The organism is Kaistia sp. SLG-1 (assembly GCF_059699055.1).
Genome location: NZ_AP048544.1, coordinates 315,145 through 336,927 on the forward strand (window position 1 = coordinate 315,145; position 21,783 = coordinate 336,927).

At 67.1% G+C, this 21,783-nt stretch carries 18 protein-coding genes; 13 read left to right on the top strand and 5 right to left on the bottom strand.

The annotated features are described in order from the left end of the window. Positions 1-16: 16 nt before the first annotated feature. Genes AC6HZP_RS01430 through ubiE form a run of 4 tightly spaced genes read right to left on the bottom strand, consistent with a single transcriptional unit; the run spans position 17 to position 4,706 of the window. Positions 17-1,027, bottom strand: coding sequence for an Lnb N-terminal periplasmic domain-containing protein (locus AC6HZP_RS01430; RefSeq protein ID WP_497526718.1), 1,011 nt, complete (start codon positions 1,025-1,027; stop codon positions 17-19). Positions 1,028-1,044: 17 nt separating this feature from the next. Then, positions 1,045-2,307 (bottom strand): bifunctional phosphopantothenoylcysteine decarboxylase/phosphopantothenate--cysteine ligase CoaBC, encoded by a 1,263-nt coding sequence (gene coaBC / locus AC6HZP_RS01435; RefSeq protein WP_497525097.1) that lies wholly within the window; start codon positions 2,305-2,307, stop codon positions 1,045-1,047. Between the two features lie 40 nt (positions 2,308-2,347). Beyond that, a complete protein-coding gene (gene ubiB / locus AC6HZP_RS01440; protein ID WP_497525098.1) occupies positions 2,348-3,922 on the bottom strand; it encodes a 2-polyprenylphenol 6-hydroxylase in 1,575 nt (524 codons plus the stop codon). 4 nt (positions 3,923-3,926) lie between these two features. Then, positions 3,927-4,706, bottom strand: coding sequence for a bifunctional demethylmenaquinone methyltransferase/2-methoxy-6-polyprenyl-1,4-benzoquinol methylase UbiE (gene ubiE / locus AC6HZP_RS01445; RefSeq protein ID WP_497525099.1), 780 nt, complete (start codon positions 4,704-4,706; stop codon positions 3,927-3,929). A 164-nt stretch (positions 4,707-4,870) separates the two neighbouring features. On the opposite strand from ubiE, the gene mutM reads away from it, so the two are divergent. From mutM to AC6HZP_RS01510, 13 genes are all read left to right on the top strand, one after another. Next, complete coding sequence (mutM, locus tag AC6HZP_RS01450) at positions 4,871-5,740, top strand: bifunctional DNA-formamidopyrimidine glycosylase/DNA-(apurinic or apyrimidinic site) lyase (protein ID WP_497525100.1); 870 nt, start codon at positions 4,871-4,873, stop codon at positions 5,738-5,740. A gap of 135 nt (positions 5,741-5,875) precedes the next feature. Beyond that, positions 5,876-6,664, top strand: coding sequence for an enoyl-CoA hydratase (locus tag AC6HZP_RS01455; RefSeq protein ID WP_497525101.1), 789 nt, complete (start codon positions 5,876-5,878; stop codon positions 6,662-6,664). A gap of 163 nt (positions 6,665-6,827) precedes the next feature. Further along, the gene (gene rpsT / locus AC6HZP_RS01460) at positions 6,828-7,094 is read left to right on the top strand and encodes a 30S ribosomal protein S20 (RefSeq protein WP_201401748.1); all 267 of its coding nucleotides are present in this window, start codon (positions 6,828-6,830) and stop codon (positions 7,092-7,094) included. 664 nt (positions 7,095-7,758) lie between these two features. Beyond that, positions 7,759-8,205, top strand: a complete 447-nt coding sequence (locus AC6HZP_RS01465; RefSeq protein WP_201401749.1) for a rhodanese-like domain-containing protein — start codon at positions 7,759-7,761, stop codon at positions 8,203-8,205. A 109-nt stretch (positions 8,206-8,314) separates the two neighbouring features. Further along, positions 8,315-9,757, top strand: a complete 1,443-nt coding sequence (dnaA, locus tag AC6HZP_RS01470; RefSeq protein ID WP_201401750.1) for a chromosomal replication initiator protein DnaA — start codon at positions 8,315-8,317, stop codon at positions 9,755-9,757. Positions 9,758-9,956: 199 nt separating this feature from the next. Next, complete coding sequence (gene dnaN / locus AC6HZP_RS01475) at positions 9,957-11,078, top strand: DNA polymerase III subunit beta (protein ID WP_201401751.1); 1,122 nt, start codon at positions 9,957-9,959, stop codon at positions 11,076-11,078. Further along, complete coding sequence (gene recF / locus AC6HZP_RS01480) at positions 11,075-12,232, top strand: DNA replication/repair protein RecF (RefSeq protein WP_497525102.1); 1,158 nt, start codon at positions 11,075-11,077, stop codon at positions 12,230-12,232. The genes dnaN and recF overlap by 4 nt, the downstream gene beginning before the upstream one ends. Beyond that, complete coding sequence (locus AC6HZP_RS01485) at positions 12,229-12,852, top strand: LysE family translocator (RefSeq protein WP_201401753.1); 624 nt, start codon at positions 12,229-12,231, stop codon at positions 12,850-12,852. Before recF ends, AC6HZP_RS01485 begins: the two co-directional genes overlap by 4 nt. A gap of 107 nt (positions 12,853-12,959) precedes the next feature. After that, positions 12,960-14,762 (top strand): DNA helicase RecQ, encoded by a 1,803-nt coding sequence (recQ, locus tag AC6HZP_RS01490; RefSeq protein WP_497525103.1) that lies wholly within the window; start codon positions 12,960-12,962, stop codon positions 14,760-14,762. Positions 14,763-14,996: 234 nt separating this feature from the next. Continuing rightward, positions 14,997-17,426: a DNA topoisomerase (ATP-hydrolyzing) subunit B gene (gene gyrB / locus AC6HZP_RS01495; RefSeq protein ID WP_497525104.1), complete on the top strand. Its 2,430-nt coding sequence runs from the start codon at positions 14,997-14,999 to the stop codon at positions 17,424-17,426. 149 nt (positions 17,427-17,575) lie between these two features. Further along, positions 17,576-19,006, top strand: a complete 1,431-nt coding sequence (gene gnd / locus AC6HZP_RS01500) for an NADP-dependent phosphogluconate dehydrogenase (RefSeq protein WP_497525105.1) — start codon at positions 17,576-17,578, stop codon at positions 19,004-19,006. Positions 19,007-19,188: 182 nt separating this feature from the next. Next, a complete protein-coding gene (locus tag AC6HZP_RS01505; RefSeq protein ID WP_497525106.1) occupies positions 19,189-19,581 on the top strand; it encodes a hypothetical protein in 393 nt (130 codons plus the stop codon). Between the two features lie 173 nt (positions 19,582-19,754). Beyond that, positions 19,755-20,108, top strand: coding sequence for a nuclear transport factor 2 family protein (locus AC6HZP_RS01510; RefSeq protein WP_201401757.1), 354 nt, complete (start codon positions 19,755-19,757; stop codon positions 20,106-20,108). A gap of 211 nt (positions 20,109-20,319) precedes the next feature. Here AC6HZP_RS01510 and AC6HZP_RS01515 read toward each other — a convergent pair whose 3' ends face one another. Next, positions 20,320-21,780, bottom strand: coding sequence for a RimK family ATP-grasp domain-containing protein (locus AC6HZP_RS01515; RefSeq protein WP_497525107.1), 1,461 nt, complete (start codon positions 21,778-21,780; stop codon positions 20,320-20,322). Positions 21,781-21,783: the final 3 nt, after the last annotated feature.

Sequence of the window (21,783 nt, forward strand, 5' to 3'; positions counted from 1 at the left end):
AGATAGTAACGGCGGGCTAACGGGCAGGAAGGTCGTTAACCCGGATGGCGGCGGAGAAATCGGGGCTGTCGCCGGCGGCGATGCCGAGCGCGCTGATCGCGGCGCGGCGGCGGAACTCGGCCTCGGTGAGCCCGGTCTCAAACCCTTGATTCTGATAGATATAACTGGGCAGGTAGCCCGAAAGCAGGATGCGGTAGTCGAAGGGCAACGCCGGATCGAGTGCCCGCAGCAGGCGGAACACCACCGTCGTGCAGTTGGTGGTGACGGTATTGTAGAAGGTCGGCACGGTCGCGAGCCGGTTGCCGGTCTCGACATAGGACCAGAACAACTCCTGCATGCCGGCCTTGGGCATTTTGATCCGATAACGATAGACGTCCTCGCCGCGGATATTGGTGCGGAGGCGGATGATGTCGCGCTCGTCGGCGGCGATCAGGGCGAGGTCGAACTCCTTGAAGAAGCCGCCGATCGACGAGAAGCTCTCGCCCTTCTCCTTGCGGATTTCCGCTGAGAAAACAACATGAACGCCGCCCTCGAAGCCGAAGGAGACGAGCGTGTGGGCAATCGCCGGGCTGGACCAGTAGGAGAGGAACAGGTCGACCGTCTCGAGCTTCGCGAGGTCATAGGTCCGCGTCTCCCAGCGCGGCGTGAACTCGGTCTCGCTCACCCAGTCGAAATCGCGGACATTCGTCAGCGTGACGATGTCGCCCTCGCGCGTGCCGGTAACGATGTGTTCGACATCAGGCGCCCATTCATGGTCGAAGCTCGGCTTGATCGACACCCACCAGATGCCGATGGCGACGAGCGCCAGCAGATAGGCGCCGCGCACGATCCACGAACGCCTTGATATGTCGAGGAAAAGCACGCCGAGGGCAAAGAGCGCCCAGACGCCGATGGCGATCTTTTTCGCCGTCTCGGGCAGCGGCAGCTGGTACCAGAAGGCGAGTCCGACCAGTGCCGCAGTCAGCAGGATGACGAGCCAGAGCAGCAGCCGGCAGAGCCAGCGGAAGATCGTCGCGAGCGTGCGAATGGCCCCGTCCTTCCCCGTCAGGAGGTCTTCGAAATCTGTCCGGCGATCCAGTCTACCAGGCGGCGCGCCACCTCGTCCTTCGGCAGTTCCGGCCAGCTCTCGACGCCGGCGGTGGTCACCAGATGCACGGTATTCGTCGCGCCGCCCATCACGCCGGTCGCCGGCGAGACGTCGTTGGCGACGATGACGTCGGCGCCCTTGCGGCCGAGCTTTTTCTTCGCGTTCTCAAGCACATCGTCCGTCTCGGCTGCGAAGCCGACGACGAGTCCGGGGCGGCCATCCCTGCGGTGGGCGATGGTGGCGAGGATGTCCGGGTTCTCGGTCACATGCAGCGGCGGCACGTTTCCGCTGCCGTCCTTCTTCAGCTTCGACGCCGCCTCATGCGCCGGCCGCCAGTCGGCGACGGCGGCGGCGAAGACGGCGATATCGGCCGGAAGCGCGATCTCGACGGCGGCGAGCATGTCGCGCGCCGTCTCGACCCGGCGGACCGAGACGCCGGCGGGAACGGCGAGCCCGACCGGCCCGGCGATCAGGGTGACCCGGGCCCCGGCTGCAGCCGCCGCTGCCGCGATGGCAAAGCCCTGCTTGCCGGAGGAGCGGTTGGCGATGTAGCGGACGGGGTCGATCGGCTCGTGCGTCGGCCCGGCTGTGATCAGAATATGCTTTCCACTCAAAGGCTTGGCGCTGGTGCGCTCGTCCCCTGTCGGCGCGGTGCCGGTGGCGAAAAAGGTTTCGACGGCCGCGACGATGGCGAGCGGTTCCGACATCCGGCCGGTGCCGGCCTCGCCGCTCTCGGCCATCTCGCCGCGCTCGGGGCCGGCGAAACGGACGCCGTCGGCGGCGAGCTGCGCCACGTTGCGCTGCGTCGCCGGGTGGGCCCACATGGCCGGGTTCATCGCCGGGGCGACGAGGACGGGCAGCTTGGTCGCGAGCAGCACGGCGCTGGCGAGGTCGTCGGCATGGCCGCCGGCCATTTTCGCCAAGAGATCGGCGGTGGCGGGGGCGACGATGATCAGGTCGGCCTCGCGCGCGAGCCGGATATGGCCGACATCCTGCTCGGCCTCGCGGTCGAACAGTTCGGTATAGACGGTGCCGCTGGCGAGCGCGCCGGCCGCGAGCGGGGTGATGAACTCCGTCGCGCCGCGGGTCATGACGACGCGTACCTGGGCGCCGCGCTCCTTCAGGCGGCGGATCAGGTCGAGGCTCTTATAGGCGGCAATGCCGCCCGCGATGACGAGAAGGATGCGCTTTTCCGCCAACGTCGTGTCGAAATCCGCCATGCTTCCTCTCCCGATCCTCTCGACGCGGCCAGGGCCTGCGTCAGGTGAACGCATTCCAGGCGAGCAGGATCACCGCCAGCCAGACGCCGATCGTCAGCCAGCGGTTGCCCCGTCCCTCGGCCCGGCCGATCGCCTCGACCGTTTCCGGCGACAGCGTCAGGCCGTCGCGGGTCGCGTCGCTCAGTTGCTGCGCGATGCGGGCGCCATGCTGCAGCATGACGGGCAGCCGCGTCACGGCATGGCCGATTTCGCCAAGGCCGGTCGCCGCTTCCTCGATCTTGCCGACCGGACCGAGATTGCGCTCGATCCATTGCCGCACCACCGGCTCCGACGCTTCCCACATGTCGAATTCCGGATCGAGCGAGCGCGCGACGCCCTCGACGACGACCATGGTCTTCTGCAGCATCAGGAGTTCTGGCCGCGTCTGCATGTCGAACAGCTCCGTCACTTCGAAGAGAAGCGTCAGGAGGTTCGCCATCGAGATGTCGCTGGCCGGCTGGCCGTGGATCGGCTCGCCGATGGCGCGCAGCGCCTGGGCGAAATCTTCCGGCGCATGGCGGGCCGGTACATAGCCGGCTTCCATATGCACCTCGGCGATGCGCAGATAGTCGCGGCGGATGAAGCCATAGAGGATTTCGGCGAGGAAGCGCCGCTCGGCCCGGCCGAGCCGGCCCATGATGCCGAAATCGACGGCGACGACGTCGCCGGCCGCGTCGACGAACAGATTGCCCTGGTGCATGTCGGCATGGAAGAAGCCGTCGCGCATGGCGTGGCGCAGGAAGGCCTGCATCAGCCGCCGGGCGACTTCCTTCCGGTCATGCCCGGCCGCCTCGATCCCGGCCGGATCGGAGAGCTTGACGCCGTCGATCCATTCGAGCGTCAGCACGTCGCGCGCCGTCCTTGCCCAGTCGACTTTTGGCACGCGGAAACCGGGGTCGCCCTCGGTCCGCTCCGCCATTTCCGACAAGGCCGCCGCCTCGAGGCGAAGGTCCATCTCCATCGAGACGGAGCGCGCCAGCGTGTCGACGACGGCGATCGGCTTCAGCCGCTGCATCGCCGGGTCGAGCCGCTCGACCAGCCTGGCGCCGGCATAGAAGGTTTCGAGATCACGATGGAAGCGCGAGCGGACGCCGGGTCGCAGCACCTTGACCGCGACGGCGCGCGTCGTGCCGTCCGCCTCGATCACCTCGGCCTTGTGCACCTGCGCGATCGAGGCCGCCGCGATCGGCGGCGAGAATTTGGTGAAGATCGTCTCGACCGGCTTGCCGAAATTCCGCTCGATGACGACGCGCGCCGCCTGCTCGCCGAACGGCTCGATCTCGTCGCGCAGCCGCCCGAGCGCATCGGCGACGTCCTCGCCGACGAAATCGGGCCGCGTCGCCATGAACTGGCCGAGCTTCACATAAGAGGGGCCGAGCTTGTTCAGCGCCGCGGTGATGCGCTCGCCGCGATCGTGGGCGGCGGCGGAGCGGCGCTCCAGAAGGCGGCCGAGGCGCACGCCAAGCCGCGCCGGCGGCGGCACGTCGTCGATGTCGACCAGGCTGAACGCGCCCTCGCGCGCCAGAACGAAGCCGGCGGAGGCCAGGCGGAAGAGAGCGGCGATGCCGAGCGCCATTGCGTCAGATTTTCCAGCCCGAGTGGATGGCGGCGATGCCGCCGGTCAGATTGCGGTAGGAGACCTTCGAAAAGCCCGCCTGCCGGATCATCTCGGCGAAGCGCTCCTGATGCGGGAAGCGGCGGATCGATTCGACGAGATAGCGGTAGCTCTCCGCGTCGCCCGCCACCACCTTGCCCATCGCCGGGATCAGGTTGAACGAATAGAAGTCGTAGATCTTGTCGAGGCCGGGCACGTCGACGTCGGAGAATTCCAGGCAGAGGAAACGGCCGCCCGGCTTCAGCACGCGATGGGCTTCCTTCAGCGCCTGGTCGATGCGCGGCACGTTGCGGATGCCGAAGGCGATCGTATAGGCGTCGAAGCGGTTGTCCTCGAAGGGGAGTTCCTCGGCATTGCCCTCGACGAAGGTGACATGCTCGGCGAGGCCGCGTTTCGCCGCGCGCTCTCGGCCGACCTCGAGCATCGAGGCGTTGATGTCGCAGACGGTGGCGCGGGCCGATTTGTGCGAGCGGTCGACGATGCGGAACGAGATGTCGCCGGTGCCGCCGGCGACGTCGAGCACCTCGAACGGCCGGTTGCGCGGCGGCGTCAGCCACGACACCATCGCGTCCTTCCAGACGCGGTGCAGGCCGGCCGACATGAAGTCGTTCATCAGGTCGTAGCGCGAGGCGACCTTGTGGAAGACGTCATTGACCATGCCCTGCTTGGCATCGACATCGACATCGCGGAATCCGAAGGAGGCGCGGCCCGTTTCGGGCGTCTCGCTGCGAGATTCGGTCGCCATGGCGTCCCACTCCTTATATTACGCATATGAACCAGCGATCGCGTCTGCGGAGAGCTCCGCAGGAAAGGGGCGACCACCGCCCGATCTGGAAAACGAAGTCCTTGATAGCCGAAGCGCTTTCCATGCGCCACGGCCCCGACACCCGCAGAGTTGACGCAGCCTAAATGCCAGAGCTTCCCGAGGTCGAAACCGTCCGCCAGGGCCTTGCCCCCACCATGGAAGGCACCGTGATCGAAAGGCTGGAGCAGCGCCGGCCGGATCTCCGCTTTCCGTTTCCCGAACGCTTCGCCGAGCGGCTGACCGGCCGCCGCATCGAGGGGCTCGGACGGCGGGCCAAATATCTGCTCGCCGATCTCGACGACGGCGCCGTCGTTGTCATGCATCTCGGCATGTCCGGCTCGTTCCGGATTGAAGAAGGCGCGCTCGCCGAGCCGGAGACGCCGGGCGACTTCCACCATCCCCGCGGAAAAGCGCTGGCGCATGACCACGTCGTCTTCAATCTCTCGAACGGCAAGCGCGTCATCTATAATGACCCGCGCCGCTTCGGCTTCATGGACCTGGTGCCGCGCGCGGGGATCGAGACGGCGCGCCATCTCGCCGGCCTCGGGGTCGAGCCGGTCGGCAACGAATTCGACGGCAAGGTGCTGCATCGCCTGTTCGAGGCGAAGAAGGCGCCGCTGAAGGCGGCGCTGCTCGACCAGAGCCTGATCGCCGGCCTCGGCAATATCTATGTCTGCGAGGCGCTGCACATGTCCGGCCTGTCGCCGGAGAAGAGCGCCGGCTCGCTCACCGCCAAGGCGGCCGACCGGCTGGCGACGGCGATCCGCGACGTTCTCGCCGCCGCGATCGCCGCCGGCGGATCGTCGCTGCGCGACCACCGCCAGGCGAATGGCGAGCTCGGCTATTTCCAGCACTCGTTCCGGGTCTATGACCGCGAGGGCGAGCCCTGCCCGAAGCTCGACTGTTCCGGCGTCATCGCGCGCAAGGTGCAGTCCGGCCGCTCCACCTTCTATTGCGCCACCTGCCAGAAGTGAGCCGTCGGCGGACGGGACGATTGGACGCTCCGGTCTTGAAGGCGCGGCGATCGTCCGCTAGGCCTGCGGCTCCACCCGCTTCGCCCGGCCTCCGCCGGTCGGGGAGGGGCGAGGTTCGGGAAGCGGGAGCGCGCCATGGCCCATGAGACCGTTGCTTATGAGACCATCCTTGTCGAGACGCGGGACGCCGTCGGCCTCATCCGTCTGAACCGCCCCAAGGCGCTCAACGCCCTGAGCCGCCAGCTGATCGCCGATCTGAACGCCGCCCTCTACGCCTTCGAGGCGGACGACGCCATCGGCGCCATTGTTCTGACCGGCTCGGAAAAGGCGTTCGCCGCCGGCGCCGACATCAAGGAGATGCAGGCGCTCGGCTATGTCGACGTCTATCTCGACGATTTCGTCGCCCATTGGGAGCGGCTGGCGGCGACGCGCAAGCCCGTGATCGCGGCGGTGGCCGGTTTCGCGCTCGGCGGCGGCTGCGAGCTGGCGCTGATGTGCGATCTTGTCATCGCGGCTGACAACGCGAAGTTCGGACAACCGGAAATCACCCTCGGCCTGATGCCGGGCGCCGGGGGCACGCAGCGCCTCGCCCGCTCGATCGGCAAGGCGAAGACCATGGACATGGTGCTGACCGGCCGGATGATCGAGGCCGAGGAGGCGGAGCGCATCGGCCTCGTCTCGCGCGTCGTGCCGGCGGCCGAGCTGGTCGACCAGGCGGTCGCCGCGGCCAGCAAGATCGCCGGCCTGTCGCGCCCCTCCGTGCTGATGGCCAAGGAGGCGGTCAACCGCGCCTTCGAAAGCCCGCTCGCCGACGGCATCCGCACCGAGCGGCGGCTGTTCCATTCGCTGTTCGCGACCGAGGATGCGCGCGAGGGAATGGCGGCGTTTCTCGACAAGCGCCCCGCCGCGTTCCGCAACCGCTGAATCCGCCGGATCGTGATTGACGGCGCGCGAGCAGCCGACTATAAGCCGCCCATGAACCGGGCGGCGTCGTAGCCGCCCATTCCGTTCAGCCCGAATTCCTTGGGGTTCCCTTGGGATCTGCGGCACGGAAGTCCACCGAACCGCTTTTTCAGGAAGGCCCCTCATGGCCAATACGCCGTCCGCCAAGAAGGCGACCCGCAAGATTGCTCGCCGTGCCGAGGTCAACCGCACGCGCCGCAGCCGCATGCGCACCTACGTCCGCAAGGTCGAGGAGGCGATCGCTTCCGGCAATGCCGCCGCCGCCGCCGAGGCGTTCAAGAACGCCCAGCCGGAACTGATGCGCGCTGCCCAGAAGGGCGTGCTGCACAAGAATACCGCTTCCCGCAAGGTTTCGCGCCTCGCCGCCCGCGTGAAGGCGATCTCTGCCTAAGCTGCAGAGTTTCTGGGGATTGACAAAAGCCCGGCCTCGGCCGGGCTTTTTTGTTATGCGGTTAAGTGCCTGCCCTGCCTCAGAAATGCCGCGAAGGTCGGTCTTGGCGCTCGGTGCCCGATCCCTGCTTCGCACCATTTGATCAATAAAATCAAAGGCTTATGTGGCGGTGGTTAGCTGTCCTGTCGAGTCGGTCGGATTCCGAACGAGTCAAGAGGCATCGGCCGTAATTTTTTCGCCCGCTTTGGATCTTTTCTGAGGCGCCGGCGCCGCCTTCTGAACCCTTTGACTCGTAAGGGATTCGCGGGGGCATGGCGCCGGAATCGAGGCGGAGGGCCGGAGGGCCGGGGGCGGGGGCGGTCGAATCTTGGCCAACCGGCGTTGCGAGCCCCCGACCCCCTGTGTATTTTCCACCTCATGGAGACGGCAGCGTCAGTTGTCGTCCGCCGGTGGGGTGCTCCGGCAAGAGTTCTAACAGGCGTTTCTCGCCTTACAGAGTTTAGGGGCGAGGCAGCATTGAAATCGCGGAAATTCAGTTTGCTCTATATGTAGTGTTTTTGCGTATTTAATTGCTTCCGCGTTCTGGAAGAACCTAAACCACCCTGTATCAGCTTCAGATTTACATAGTACGTGACCCTGACGGTCATGTGCGTGAGGGGGCAGTATGTCTCGTTCGCCTGCCGGCAGCTTTGCCGGCGACGTTTCGGCCGATGAGGCTTGGGAAGGGCTCTCCAGTGAACCGCAGTCGATGCTGATCGATGTGCGGACCCGGGCCGAGTGGGCTTATGTCGGCATTGTCGATCTGAGTGCGATCGGCAAGGAGACGCTGCTGGTCGAATGGCAGAGCTACCCGGCGATGACGGTCAATGCCGACTTCGCCGAGGTGCTGGCCGCCGAGCTGGAACGGCGCGGCATTGGCCGCGAGACGGCTCTGTATTTTCTGTGCCGGTCCGGCGCGCGCAGCCTCGCGGCGGCGAACGCTCTGGCCGAAGCCGGTTTCGACCGGTGTTTCAACATTGCCGGCGGCTTTGAAGGGCCGCTGGACGAGGGCCGACATCGTGGTTCCGTGGATGGCTGGAAAGCCGCGGGACTGCCTTGGGTCCAATCATGACAAGATGCCATTCGTTACGAGAGGGGCTCAGATGCGCGACGACAGGACAGGCGAATTTGGATCCGGAGCTTCGGCTCTCAGGACGATCGCTGTCGATGGGGATCAGCCGATGAGCGGGCGCGCGGATGCGGTGCTGTGGGAACGCGTCAAGACGCGTCTCAGGACGGAACTGGGCGAAGACGTGTTTTCGAGCTGGTTCGCCCGGGTTGAATTCGAGAGCTCCGACGGCGCGTCCGTCGATCTCTCGGTGCCGACCCGATTCCTGAAATCGTGGATCCAGGCGCACTATCTCGACAAGCTGCTCGGCCTCTGGGCCGCCGAGGTCGAGAGCGTTCGCCGGGTCGAGCTGCTGGTGCGCGGCGCCGTCCGCGCCCGGGCGCCTGCCAAGGTCGAGAAGCCCGCCGCCGCCGTCCAGGCGACGCCCGCGCCGACCTTCATTCCGGCCGCCAGCGCCGCGCCGATCGTCGCTGCTGCCGCCGCGCCGGTTCGCAGCGAGCCCGATGGCGACGGCTCGCCCGTCGACCCGCGCTTCACCTTCGACACCTTCTGCGAGGGCGGCGCCAACCGCGTTGCCTATGCCGCGGCGCGTGCCGTGGCGGAGACGCCGGCCGGCCGTCCGACGCCCTACAACCCGCTCTATCTTCATGCCGCCGTCGGCCGCGGCAAGACGCATCTGCTGCACGCCGTCGCCCAGGCGGCGCGCCGCGCCGATCCGAGCCGCAAGGTCGTCTACCTGACCGCCGAGCATTTCATGTTCCGCTTCGTCGCGGCGCTGAAGAACCAGTCGGCGATCGCCTTCAAGGAGCAGCTGCGCGAGATCGACCTGCTTCTGATCGACGACCTGCAGTTCCTGCAGGGCAAGTCCGTGCAGCAGGAATTCTGCCACATGCTGAACGCGCTGATCGACGGCGCCCGGCAGGTGGTGGTGGCGGCTGACCGGCCGGCGGCGGAACTCGAGACGCTCGACGAGCGCGTCCGTTCGCGTCTTCGCGGCGGCGTCGCCTTCGAGATCGCGCCTCCGGATCTCGACCTCCGCCGCGATATCCTGAAGAGCCGCTACCAGATCGCCCAGACGCAGAACCCGGGCGTCGAAGTGCCGGAGACGGTGATCGAATACGTCGCCCAGTCGGTCGTCTCGAACGGCCGCGACCTGGAAGGCGCGCTGAACCGCCTCGTGGCGCAGTGGCAGTTCACCAACCAGCCGGTGACGATGAACTCGGCCGAGATCACGCTGCGCGATCTCGTCGGCGCACATGAGCCGCGCCGGGTCAAGATCGAGGACATCCAGAAGGTCGTCTCGCGCCACTACAACGTGTCGAAGGCCGACCTGCTGTCGAGCCGCCGCACCCGCACCATCGTGCGGCCGCGCCAGATCGCCATGTATCTGTCGAAGACGCTGACGCCGCGCTCGCTGCCCGAGATCGGCCGTCGCTTCGGCGGTCGCGATCACACCACGGTGCTGCACGCCGTCCGCAAGGTCGAGGAGATGATGCAGGGCGACCAGCATCTGGCGGAAGAGATCGAATTGCTGAAGCGCATGATCGACGAATAGTCGATCGGTCCTGAGCCGGCGGAGGATCTCCGCCGGCTTCTTTGTCTTCCGTCCGGTCCCGATCCCCCGGATCGCGGGCGAGGGCCTTGCGTTCCGGGCCGGAACAAGCCAATTTCCACGGTCCGTACCGGACGCTGCGTCCGGCCTCTGTCGGCGCCGCGCCATCCGCGCGGCTTTTCTGTCAAGGTTCCTGCGTTTCATGAGAGCGACCCTCGAGCGATCCAATCTCCTGAAGTCCCTCAATCACGTGCACCGCGTGGTCGAACGACGGAACACGATCCCGATCCTCTCCAACGTGCTGATCCGCGCCGCCGGCTCGGAGCTGACGCTGAAGGCGACCGACCTCGATCTCGAGATCCTCGAGACGATCGCCGCCGATGTCGGCCGTCCCGGCGCGACGACGGTGCCGGCGCACATGCTCTACGACATCGTCCGCAAATTGCCGGACGGCTCGGAAGTGGCGCTGGAGACCTCGGCCGACGGCCAGACGCTGACGGTCCGTTCGGGCCGCTCGAATTTCTCGCTGCAGATGCTGCCGGAGACCGATTTCCCGGACCTGACCACCGGCGAGTTCCCGATCCGCTTCGAGATGCCGGCCTCGGCCTTCAAGACGCTGATCGACCGCACCCAGTTCGCGATCTCGACCGAGGAGACGCGCTACTATCTGAACGGCATTTACCTGCACACGCCGGCGATCGAGGGCAGGACCGTGCTGCGCGCCGTCGCCACCGATGGCCATCGCCTGGCCCGCGCGCAGACCGCTGCGCCGGCGGGATCCGAGGGCATGCCGGGCATCATCGTGCCGCGTAAGGCGGTCGGCGAGATCCAGAAGCTCCTGGAGAATTCCGATGAGACCGCCACGATCGAGCTGTCGGACACCAAGATCCGCGTCTCGTTCGGCGGCGTCATCCTGACCTCGAAGCTGATCGACGGCACCTTCCCGGACTATGCCCGCGTCATCCCGCAGGGTAATGACAAGGTGCTCAAGGTCGATCGCGGCACATTCTCGAACGCCGTCGACCGCGTCTCGACCATCGCCAGCGAGCGCGGCCGCGCCGTCAAGCTGTCGCTGACGTCGGAAGGCCGGCTGGCGCTCACCGTCAACAACCCGGATTCGGGCTCGGCGACGGAAGAGCTCGACGTCGACTACCAGTCCGATCCGATCGATATCGGCTTCAATTCGAAATATCTGCTCGATATTGCCGGCCAGCTGAAGACCGGCACGGCCTTGTTCAAGCTGGCCGATCCCGGCTCGCCGACTTTGATCCAGGATGACGGCGACGAGGACGCGCTCTACGTCCTGATGCCGATGCGCGTGTGACCCTCTCCCCTGACGTCGGCCAGCCGCGCATCACGCGGCTGACGCTGGCGGATTTCCGGTCCTATGAGCGTCTCGACGTGCGGGTCGCCGGGCGGCTCGTCGCGCTTTCGGGCGAGAACGGCGCCGGCAAGACCAATCTGCTCGAAGCGATCTCGCTGCTGTCGCCGGGGCGCGGCCTGCGCCGCGCCGATCTCGGCGACATGGCGCGGATCGGTGGTGGCGGCGGCTTCGTCGTGGCCGTCGACCTCGACACCGCGAACGGTCCCGTCCGGCTCGGCACCGCGCTCGATGGCCAGCCGCCGTCGCGCCGCTGCCGCATCGACGGCGCGCCGGTCTCCTCCGCCACCGCTTTCGCCGAATATCTCCGCATCGTCTGGCTGACGCCGGCGCTGGATGGGCTGTTCACCGGCCCGGCCGGCGATCGCCGCCGTTTCGTCGACCGGCTGGTGCTCGCCGTCGACGCGACGCATGGCAGCCGGGTCAATGCGTTCGAGAAGGCCGTGCGCGGCCGCAACCGCCTGCTCGAGGATCCCGCGCCTGATCGCGCCTGGCTCGATGGGCTGGAGGCCGAGATCGCCGAGATCGGCGTCGCCGTCGCCGCCGCCCGCAAGGAGACGGCCGAGCGGCTCGCCGGCCTGATCGCGGAGGAACGCGACGATAGCTCGCCCTTTCCTTTCGCCGTGCTGGCGCTCGAAGGCGACGTCGAAAGCTGGATCGGCGAGGGGCCGGCGGTCGAGGCGGAGGATCGCTACCGCGCCGCGCTACGCAACGGCCGCGCCCGCGACCGCGCCGCCGGCCGCACCCTGGTCGGTCCGCAAGCGAGCGATCTCGTCGTCCGCCATGGTCCGAAGGACGTGCCGGCCGGCCGCGCCTCGACCGGCGAGCAGAAGGCGCTTCTCGTCGGCATCGTGCTGGCGCATGCCCGCCTCGTCGCGCGGATGAGCGGGCTTGCGCCGATCGTGCTTCTCGACGAAATTGCCGCCCATCTCGACCAGCGTCGGCGCGCCGCCCTGTTCGAGGCGCTCGAGCGGCTCGGCAGCCAGATCTTCATGACCGGGGCGGACCCCGCGCTCTTCGCCGAATTGCCGCAATCGGGGCAGATCTTCACCGTGACGCCGGGCCGCGTCGAGCCGCAGCAGGAGGCGGGACCATGACGGGATTGTCGATTTCGGGTCTGGCGCTCTTTGCCGCCGCGCTGGCCGTCGCCGCCTTCGCGCCCGGTCCCGGCATCGCTGCGATCGTCGCCCGCGTGCTCGGCCGCGGCCGTCCCGGCGCCATCGCGTTCACCGCCGGCATGGCGATCGGCGACATCGTCTGGCTGGCGCTCGCCGTGCTCGGCCTCGCCGTCGTCGCGCAGACCTTCCACGAGGTGTTCGCGCTGATCAAATATGCCGGCGCCGCCTATCTGCTCTTCATCGCCTGGAAGATGTGGAAGGCGCCCGTCGCGGCGCCGGACCTCGCCCCCGTCGCGGCGCGCGAGAGCCAGGTCAAGCTGTTCTTCGCCGGCCTCGCCGTCTGCCTCGGCAATCCGAAGACGATGGTGTTCTATCTGGCGCTGCTGCCGTCGATCCTCGACATCACCCGGATCGACGCGCTCGCCTTCCTGGAGCTGACCACCGTGACGCTGACCGTGGTCGGGCTGGTCTTCGCCTTCTATGTCGGCGTGACTCTGCGGGCCCGCCGGCTGATCACCAACGCCAGGGCGGTGAAGATGGTCAATCGCGGCAGCAGCGTCGTCATGGCGGGCGCCGCGGTGGCGATCGCCGCGCGCTGAGCTGCCTTCCGAGCTGACGGATCGACGCGGGGTGGGCTTTCCGGCGTGAATGTCCCGTCGCGAGCGGCTAGATTCGCTCGATAACGAATCACTTTCCCGGATACTCCATGCCGCTATCGCGCGCCCGCGCCGCGCTCAAATCCGTCTTCGGCTACGATGATTTCCGCCCGGGCCAGGACGAGGTCATCGCGGCGGTCATGAGCGGCGAGCCGGTGCTCGCCGTGATGCCGACCGGCTCCGGCAAGTCGATGTGCTACCAGCTGCCGGCGATCGTCGATGGCGGCCTGACGGTCGTGGTCTCGCCGCTGATCGCGCTGATGCGCGATCAGGTGCAGCAGATGCAGCATGTCGGCGTCGCCGCCGCGACGCTGAACTCGACCAATGGCGACGACGCCAATCGCGAGACGCTGCGGCGGCTGCGCGCCGGCGAGATCTCGCTGCTCTTCGTCTCGCCTGAGCGGCTCGCCGGCGACGGGCTCGTCTCGCTGCTTGCCGCCTGCGATGTCCGTCGCCTCGCGATCGACGAGGCGCATTGCGTCTCGCAATGGGGGCATGATTTCCGCCCCGAATACCGCCAGCTCGCCTCGGTGCGCGAGGCGCTCGGCGGCGTCCAGGTGGTGGCGCTGACGGCAACCGCCGATCAGGCGACCCGCAACGACATCGTCGCCCAGCTCTTCTCGACGCCGCCCCGCGTCGTCGTGCATTCCTTCGACCGGCCGAACATCCATCTGCGCTTCGAGGCCAAGGACCGGCCGCGCACGCAGATCGCCGACTTCCTCGCCCGCCACAAGGGCGGCAGCGGCATCATCTACGCCTCGTCGCGCGACAAGACCGAGAAGCTGTCGGAGTGGCTGGTCAGCAAGGGCATCCGCTCGGTGCCCTACCACGCCGGCTTCGACGCCGAGACGCGCTCCCGCCATCAGGACATCTTCCTGCAGGAGGACGGCGTCGTCGTCGTGGCGACCGTCGCCTTCGGCATGGGCATCAACAAGCCGGACGTCCGCTTCGTCATCCATGCCGACATGCCGGCCGGCGTCGAGGCCTATTACCAGGAGATCGGCCGCGCCGGCCGCGACGGCCTGCCCGCCGATACGCTGACGCTCTACGGCCTCGACGACATGGCCTTCCGCCGCCGCCAGATCGACGAGAAGGCGATCAGCGAGGCGCAGCGCCGGGTCGAGAAGAAGCGCCTCGCGGCGATGACGGATCTGGCGGAGTCGGCGACCTGCCGGCGCCAGGCGCTGCTCGCCTATTTCGGCGAACAGCGCGGTCCCTGCGGCCATTGCGATCTCTGCCAGGGCGGCGCCGAGCTGGTCGACGCGACGATCGACGCACAGAAGGTGCTCTCGGCCGTGGTGCGCACCGGCCAGCGCTATGGCGCGGCGCATCTCGTCGACGTGCTGCGCGGCGAGGCGACCGACGCGGTGCAGCGCCAGGGCCATGACCGCATCAAGACCTTCGGCGTCGGCTCGGATCGCAGCGCCCACGCCTGGCGGACGCTGGTGCGCCAGCTCTTCGCCGCCGGCGCGCTCGCCGAGGCGAGCGAGGAGCATGGCGGCTTCCGCATCACGCCGGAGGGCGAGGCGGTGCTGTTCGGCCACGAGAAGATCGCGCTGCGCTCGATCCGCGAGGCGCCGGCCCGCCGGTCCCGCAAGGGCGAGAGCGATCGCGCCGACGGGCTCGACGCGACGACCGCGTCGATGTTCGAGCAGTTGCGCGCGCTTCGCCGCGAGATCGCCCGCGACGAGGGCGTGCCGGCCTACATGGTCTTCCCCGATCGCACGCTGATCGAGATGGCGGAGACGATGCCCTCGACGCTCGACGAGATGCGGGGCGTGCAGGGCGTCGGCGAGCGCAAGCTCGGCCTCTATGGCGAAGCCTTCCTCGAGGCGCTGCACGCCGCGCGCTGACCCTGACGCCGACCTGGCGCCGACTTGGCGTCGACCTTGCGTTGACCTGGCCCCCGGCGGGCGGCCTATCGACGCGCTCGCGCCGCAAAGCAAGGCGGGCCTTTGCTTTCGCCATGCTCGCGCCCTCATTAAAGGCTAGGGGGAAGGGTGCAATTTGCTTGTCGAAGCAATATATTAGCCTCTCGATTCGACTTTTCGCGCGCGCACGCGCGCGACGCTTTCAAGGAAGCCTGAATGTCCGATATTGCCCGCGATCAAGCCTCCGAAGCCTATGGCGCCGATTCTATCAAGGTGCTCAAGGGTTTGGATGCCGTCCGGAAGCGCCCGGGCATGTATATCGGCGACACCGATGACGGCTCCGGCCTGCATCACATGGTCTACGAGGTCGTCGACAACGCCATCGACGAGGCGCTCGCCGGCCATGCCGATCTGGTCGAGGTGACCCTCAATCCGGACGGTTCCTGCACCGTCCGCGACAATGGCCGCGGCATTCCGACCGATCTGCATGCCGAGGAGGGCGTCTCGGCGGCCGAGGTCATCATGACCCAGCTGCATGCCGGCGGTAAGTTCGACCAGAACTCCTACAAGGTCTCCGGCGGTCTGCACGGCGTCGGCGTCTCGGTCGTGAACGCGCTGTCGAGCTGGCTCAAGCTCAAGATCTGGCGCAACAGCAAGGTGCACGAGATCGAGTTCGCCCACGGCAACGCCGTGTCGCCCCTGAAGGTGATCGGCGACTGGGACGGCCGCAACGGCACCGAGGTGTCGTTCCTGCCCTCGACCGAGACCTTCACCAAGGTGGAGTTCGATTTCGAGACGCTGGAGCACCGGCTGCGCGAGCTGGCCTTCCTGAATTCCGGCGTCCGCATCGTCCTGACCGACAAGCGCGGCGTCGAGCCGCGCCGCGAGGAGCTGCTCTACGAGGGCGGCCTCGAAGCCTTCGTGCGCTACCTCGACCGCACCAAGAAGCCGCTGATGCCGGCGCCGATCACCATGACGAACGAGCGCGACGGCATCACCGTCGAGGTCGCGATGTGGTGGAACGACAGCTATCACGAGAACGTCCTCTGCTTCACCAACAACATCCCGCAGCGCGACGGCGGCACCCATCTCGCCGGCTTCCGCGGCGCGCTGACGCGCCAGGTGACCGGCTATGCCGATAGCCAGGGCATCTCGAAGCGCGAGAAGGTGACGCTCGCCGCCGACGATTGCCGCGAGGGCCTGACGGCGGTTCTGTCGGTGAAGGTGCCGGATCCGAAATTCTCGTCGCAGACCAAGGACAAGCTGGTTTCCTCGGAAGTCCGGCCCGTCGTCGAGAACATCGTCAACGAGATGCTCGGCCAGTGGTTCGAGGAGCATCCGACGGAATCGAAGGCCATCGTGTCGAAGGTCGTCGAGGCGGCCACGGCGCGCGAGGCCGCCCGCAAGGCGCGCGAGCTGACCCGCCGCAAGGGCGCGCTCGACATCGCCTCGCTGCCCGGCAAGCTCGCCGACTGCCAGGAGCGCGATCCCGCCAAGTCCGAAATCTTCATCGTCGAGGGTGACTCGGCAGGTGGCTCCGCCAAGCAGGGCCGTAACCGCGAGAACCAGGCCGTGCTGCCGCTGCGCGGCAAGATCTTGAACGTCGAGCGGGCGCGTTTTGATAAGATGCTGTCGTCCGAGCAGATCGGCATGCTGATCATCGCGCTCGGCACCTCGATCGGCAAGGACGAGTTCGCGCCGGAAAAGCTGCGCTACCACAAGATCATCATCATGACGGACGCCGACGTCGACGGCGCCCACATCCGTACCCTGCTGCTCACCTTCTTCTTCCGGCAGATGCCGGAGCTGATCGAGCGCGGCCACGTCTATATCGCTCAGCCGCCGCTCTACAAGGTCACCAAGGGCCGCTCGGAGCAGTATCTGAAGAACGAGCGCGCGCTGGAGGACTACCTCATCCAGCAGGGCCTCGACGAGGCGGCGCTGCAGCTCGACGACGGCGAAGTCCGCGCCGGCGCCGATCTCGATCACCTGATCCAGGACGCCCGCCAGATCGCGACGATCCTGGGCGGCATCCACACGCGCTATGACCGCGGCATGGTCGAGCAGGCGGCGATGGCCGGCGGCCTCGACCCGGCGCTGCTCGAAGACCAGGATCGCGCGTCCGCTGCCGCCAACGCCATCGCGACGCGGCTCGACCTGATCGCCGAGGAGACGGAGCGCGGCTGGCAGGGTTCGCTCGATCCGCATGGCGGCTATCGCTTCGAGCGCGAGGTTCGCGGCGTGCGCGAGGTGCACACCATCGACGTGGCGCTGATCGATTCGGCCGACGCCCGCAAGCTGCACGCGATCGCCTCGCGCATTTCCGACGTCTTCGCCAAGCCGTCGACGCTGCGCCGCAAGGACATGTCGACGCCGATCTTCGGGCCGCGCTCGCTGCTGGAGGCCGTCTTCCTGCAGGGACGCAAGGGCATCCAGATGCAGCGCTACAAGGGTCTCGGCGAGATGAATGCCAGCCAGCTCTGGGAGACGACGCTCGATCCGAACGTCCGCTCGCTGCTGCAGGTGAAGGTGAAGGAGGCGGATGCCGCCGACGATCTCTTCACCAAGCTGATGGGCGACGAGGTCGAGCCCCGCCGCGAATTCATCCAGGACAACGCGCTCAACGTCGTCAACCTCGACGTTTAGCCGGTTGAAGTATGCCTGCCTGATCTCGCCGGGTGGCAGATCGGGCAGCGCGTGCTAAGGTCGTCCGCCCAAGAGGTCGCACTCTGGCGGCGCGCGCCCTGCGTGCTGCCGGGTATCTGTCAGACACGATACATCAGGGATGAAACACTTTGCAGCAACTCGCTGATATTGGCGTGCTCGGTCTCGCCGTGATGGGCGCGAACCTCGCCCGCAACGCCGCCCGCAAGGGCTTCGGGGTCGCCGTCTTCAACCGCAACGGCGCCCGCACCGACGAACTGATCAACGAGCACGGCTCCGAAGGTCGCTTCACGCCGTCGAAGACGATCCCTGAATTCGTCGCCTCGATCGCCAAGCCGCGCGCCATCATCATCATGGTCAAGGCCGGCCAGCCGGTCGACGACGTGATCGAGGAACTGCTGCCGCATCTCGATACCGGCGACATCATCATCGACGGCGGCAACTCGCTCTATACCGACACGAACCGTCGCTTCCACTACTTGAAGGACCGCGACATCAAGTTCATCGGCATGGGTGTTTCGGGCGGCGAAGAAGGCGCGCTCGAGGGTCCGAGCATGATGCCGGGTGGCACGCGCGAGGCCTATGCCCGCATCGAGCCGATCGTCACCAAGATGGCGGCCCAGGTCGATGGCGAGCCCTGCTGCACCTATATCGGCACCGAGGGCTCCGGCCACTACGTCAAGATGGTGCATAACGGCATCGAATATGCCGACATGCAGCTGATCACCGAGGCCTACGACCTTTTCAAGACGGTCTACGGCCTCGAGGCCGGCGAGATCGCCGACATCTTCGCCGAATGGAACAAGGGCGAGCTCAACTCGTACCTGATCGAGATCACCGACGCCGTGCTGCGCAAGGTCGACCACACCGGCAAGCCGCTGGTCGATTCGATCGTCGACGAGGCGGAGCAGAAGGGCACCGGCCGCTGGACCGCGCAGTCGGCGCTCGATCTCGGCGTGCCGCTGACCTCGATCACCGAGGCGGTGTTCGCCCGCGCCCTTTCCGGCCGTCGCGCCCAGCGCGCCGAGGCGGAGAAGCGTTTCCCCCATCCGGCCACGGCCAAGCGCACCATCACCCAGGCCGACATCGACGCGATCCGAGACGCGCTCTACGCGTCGAAGATCGTCGCCTACGCCCAGGGCTTCGAGCAGCTCCAGGTTGCGGCCGAGCAATTCGGCTGGGATCTCAAGCTCGGCGAGCTCGCCACCATCTGGCGCGGCGGCTGCATCATCCGCGCCCGCTTCCTGAACCGCATCCGCGAGGCCTATGATTCGGGCGCCAAGGTCTCCAACCTGCTGCTCGAGGACTATTTCCACGACGCCGTGGTTCAGGCCGAGGCGAACTGGCGCAAGGTCGTCGGCCTCGCCATCGCCGAGGGCATCCCGGTTCCGGCCTTCTCGTCGTCGATCGCCTATTATGACGGTCTGCGCCGCGCCCGCGGCCCGGCCAACCTGCTGCAGGGCCTGCGCGATTATTTCGGCGCCCACACCTATGGCCGCCTCGACAAGCCCGGCAAGTTCCACACCCGCTGGAGCCAGGACGGCAGCGAAATCCCGGCCTGAGGCCGTTTTCGCATCCTTTCCCGGCTCAGAAACAAAATGATACCGACGCGCAACGCATCGTTGCGCGTCGGCCCAATTCCCGGCGCATTCGCCCTCGATCCTGCTATCGTCGATCTCGCGGCCATTGCGCGATCGGCTCACGGCTCCCACATGGTGTCGGCAAGATTGAACAGGCGGAGACGATGACGACCTACCGGACCTTCGTGATTTCAGGCCCCCGCGGCGCGACCAGCTGGAAGGACAAGCTGAAGCTTGGCGCCGCCATGGTCGTCGGCGCGGCTGTGGTCTTCGCGGCCCTGGTGGTCTCGTTCTCGATCGCGCTGATCCTGATCCCCATCCTCGGCATCGTCTATCTGTTCCGCCGCCGCATCCTGCGCGCCTTCCTGGCGCGGGCCATGCCGCCGGGCGCGCAGCCCGGCCCGCGGCCCGGTCCCACGGGCCGGACCTACGAACAGGCGAGCCCGTTCGAGGAGCCCAATCCCTTCCGCGCGCCGCCCGGCGGCCGTTCGAACGACGGCGTGACGATTGACGCGGAGTACCACGTCGTCGAGCCGAACGAGCGCGACGGCAAGTAATAGGCTTCCGCCGATCGCGGCCCGGTCGCTCGATTGTGATGGCCGGCGCCCGCGAACTTCCGCTTCCCCATTTCCCGATCGGCTAGACTGGATCGGCCGCGCCAGAGCTTGGACGCGGCCGTTCGGCTTGGCGCGCCGGTTCGTCCGGCGGCCGGCAGCCATGGGAGGAAGCGATGCAGGACGCGCTCAATCTCTCCAGTCTCCGCAGAGCGGTGGAAGGCAACGACGCCAAGGCGCTGGCGGCCTTCTATACCGACGATGCCGAAATCCGGGTGATCGACCAGGACCATCCGCCGAGCCGGCCGCTCGTGCTCAAGGGCAAGAAGGCGATCGGCGACATGCTGGACGACGTCTGCGGGCGCGCCCTGAAGCACCACATCGACGACGGCCTTATGGAGGGCAGCCACGCCGCCTTCGCCGAGACCTGCACCTATCCCGACGGCGTCAAGGTCTATATGAGCGCCATGCTGGAACTCGCGGACGGCAAGATCCGCCGCCAGACCAACATCCAGGCCTGGGACCACTGAAGGCGAGGGGCGCTACTACTCCGTCTCCCGTCGCAGCCCAGCCCCGGCCCGCAACCCACGCTCGCCGTCATCCCGGGCTTGACCCGGGATCCATTCAGCCGGGTTGATGGCCGCGCGAAGCTCCCGGCCTCACGGCTGCATGGATCCCGGATCTCCGCTGCGCTGCGTCCGGGATGACGTCGACCGCGCAGCCTGACCCGACGGCGCGCGCCTACCTCTCCAGCCGGTTGATGAACCAGCGGGTCAGCTCGATCCAGACCTGGTCTTTCTCGGCCGCGTCCTCGATGCCGTGCTCGATGTTCGGGTTGTCGTTGACCTCGATGACGAAGAAGCCGTCCTCGGTCTCCTTGATGTCGACGCCATAGAGGCCGTTGCCGATCAGCTGGGCGGCGCGCAACCCGATATCGATCACCTCCGGCGGCGCCTGGCCGATCGTCATCGAGCGCAGTCCGCCCTCGAGCGCCTTGCCGTTCGGCTGGTGCTTGACGATCTGCCAGTGCTTCTTCGCCATGGTGTACTGGCAGACGAAGAGCGGCTTGCCGCCGAGCACGCCGACGCGCCAGTCAAACTCGGTCGGCATGAATTTCTGCGCCAGCAGCAGGTCGGTGTCCTTGAACCAGGCGCTCGCCAGTTCCCCCATCGCGCGCTGGTCATCGACCTTCTTCACACCGCGCGAGAACGACGAATCCGGGATCTTCATGACGAGCGGAAAGCCCAGCTGGTCGCCGGCGCGCTCGAGATCGCCATTGCCGGCCAGGATGACGGTCGGCGGCACGGCGATGCCGTTTCCGGTCATCAATTCCTGCAGATAGACCTTGTTGGTGCAGCGGATCATCGAGATCGGATCGTCGATGACCGGCATTCCTTCCTGCACGGCGCGGCGGGCGAACCGATAGGTGTGGTTGTCGATCGAGGTCGTCTCGCGGATGAACAGGGCGTCGAATTCGGCAAGCCGGGCGAGATCCTTCTTGGTGATCGGCTCGACCTCGACGCCGAGCTTCTCGGCGACGCGCGCCCAATGCTTCAGCGAGACGAGATGCGAGGGCGGCATCGCCTCGTTCGGGTCGTGCAGGACGGCGAGCGAGTAGCGCGGCGAGGCGGGCGTCGTCTTCTTCGAGCGCCATTCCCGCCGCGTATGGTCGTGCAGGGCCTCGTGGAAGAAGGCGAGCTCGTCGGCGCCGAGCTTGTTGAGCGGCACGGCGGCGAGCTTGCGGATCTCGGCGCGGCTCTGCTGCTCGATCGTCACCTCCAGCACGGGGCAGCGGAACCAGTCGAACAGCAACCGGGCGAAGCGGTCGAAGCGATGATCGTCGACGATGCCGAACATCACCAGCAGGCGGCCCGGTATCTTCTTGTCGTCGACGGTGGCGATCGCCTTTTCCAGCTGGTCCTCGAGCTCGGGGATCGCCTGCGCGTAGAGCGCCTTGCTGCCGAGATCGATCATCGTCTCGACCGTCGGCACGACGCGGTGGCCGCGCGCGCCGGCGAGCAGCGAGGCGTAGTAGCCGCGGCTCTGGTAGGCGAAGGAGCGCGACAGGTTGATGATCTTCGGTCGCGAGCCGCGAAACAGGTTGGCGCGGGCCAGGTAGTCCTTTGTCGTGATGACCTTGTGGGGGGTGTCTTCGTTTGGAAAGTCCTTGGCCGTGTCGACCAGGATCACCCAATCAGGCATGTT

What these genes read in the sequence shown, in the direction of transcription:
- AC6HZP_RS01510 (WP_201401757.1), top strand. Translation starts at nt 19,755, where the DNA reads ATGCAGGACGCGCTCAATCTCTCCAGTCTCCGCAGAGCGGTGGAAGGC.
- rpsT (WP_201401748.1), top strand. Translation starts at nt 6,828, where the DNA reads ATGGCCAATACGCCGTCCGCCAAGAAGGCGACCCGCAAGATTGCTCGC.
- ubiB (WP_497525098.1), bottom strand. Translation starts at nt 3,922, where the DNA reads ATGGCGCTCGGCATCGCCGCTCTCTTCCGCCTGGCCTCCGCCGGCTTC.
- dnaN (WP_201401751.1), top strand. Translation starts at nt 9,957, where the DNA reads ATGAGAGCGACCCTCGAGCGATCCAATCTCCTGAAGTCCCTCAATCAC.
- gyrB (WP_497525104.1), top strand. Translation starts at nt 14,997, where the DNA reads ATGTCCGATATTGCCCGCGATCAAGCCTCCGAAGCCTATGGCGCCGAT.
- AC6HZP_RS01515 (WP_497525107.1), bottom strand. Translation starts at nt 21,780, where the DNA reads ATGCCTGATTGGGTGATCCTGGTCGACACGGCCAAGGACTTTCCAAAC.
- ubiE (WP_497525099.1), bottom strand. Translation starts at nt 4,706, where the DNA reads ATGGCGACCGAATCTCGCAGCGAGACGCCCGAAACGGGCCGCGCCTCC.
- AC6HZP_RS01465 (WP_201401749.1), top strand. Translation starts at nt 7,759, where the DNA reads ATGTCTCGTTCGCCTGCCGGCAGCTTTGCCGGCGACGTTTCGGCCGAT.
- mutM (WP_497525100.1), top strand. Translation starts at nt 4,871, where the DNA reads ATGCCAGAGCTTCCCGAGGTCGAAACCGTCCGCCAGGGCCTTGCCCCC.
- coaBC (WP_497525097.1), bottom strand. Translation starts at nt 2,307, where the DNA reads ATGGCGGATTTCGACACGACGTTGGCGGAAAAGCGCATCCTTCTCGTC.
- dnaA (WP_201401750.1), top strand. Translation starts at nt 8,315, where the DNA reads ATGAGCGGGCGCGCGGATGCGGTGCTGTGGGAACGCGTCAAGACGCGT.
- AC6HZP_RS01485 (WP_201401753.1), top strand. Translation starts at nt 12,229, where the DNA reads ATGACGGGATTGTCGATTTCGGGTCTGGCGCTCTTTGCCGCCGCGCTG.
- AC6HZP_RS01505 (WP_497525106.1), top strand. Translation starts at nt 19,189, where the DNA reads ATGACGACCTACCGGACCTTCGTGATTTCAGGCCCCCGCGGCGCGACC.
- recQ (WP_497525103.1), top strand. Translation starts at nt 12,960, where the DNA reads ATGCCGCTATCGCGCGCCCGCGCCGCGCTCAAATCCGTCTTCGGCTAC.
- AC6HZP_RS01455 (WP_497525101.1), top strand. Translation starts at nt 5,876, where the DNA reads ATGGCCCATGAGACCGTTGCTTATGAGACCATCCTTGTCGAGACGCGG.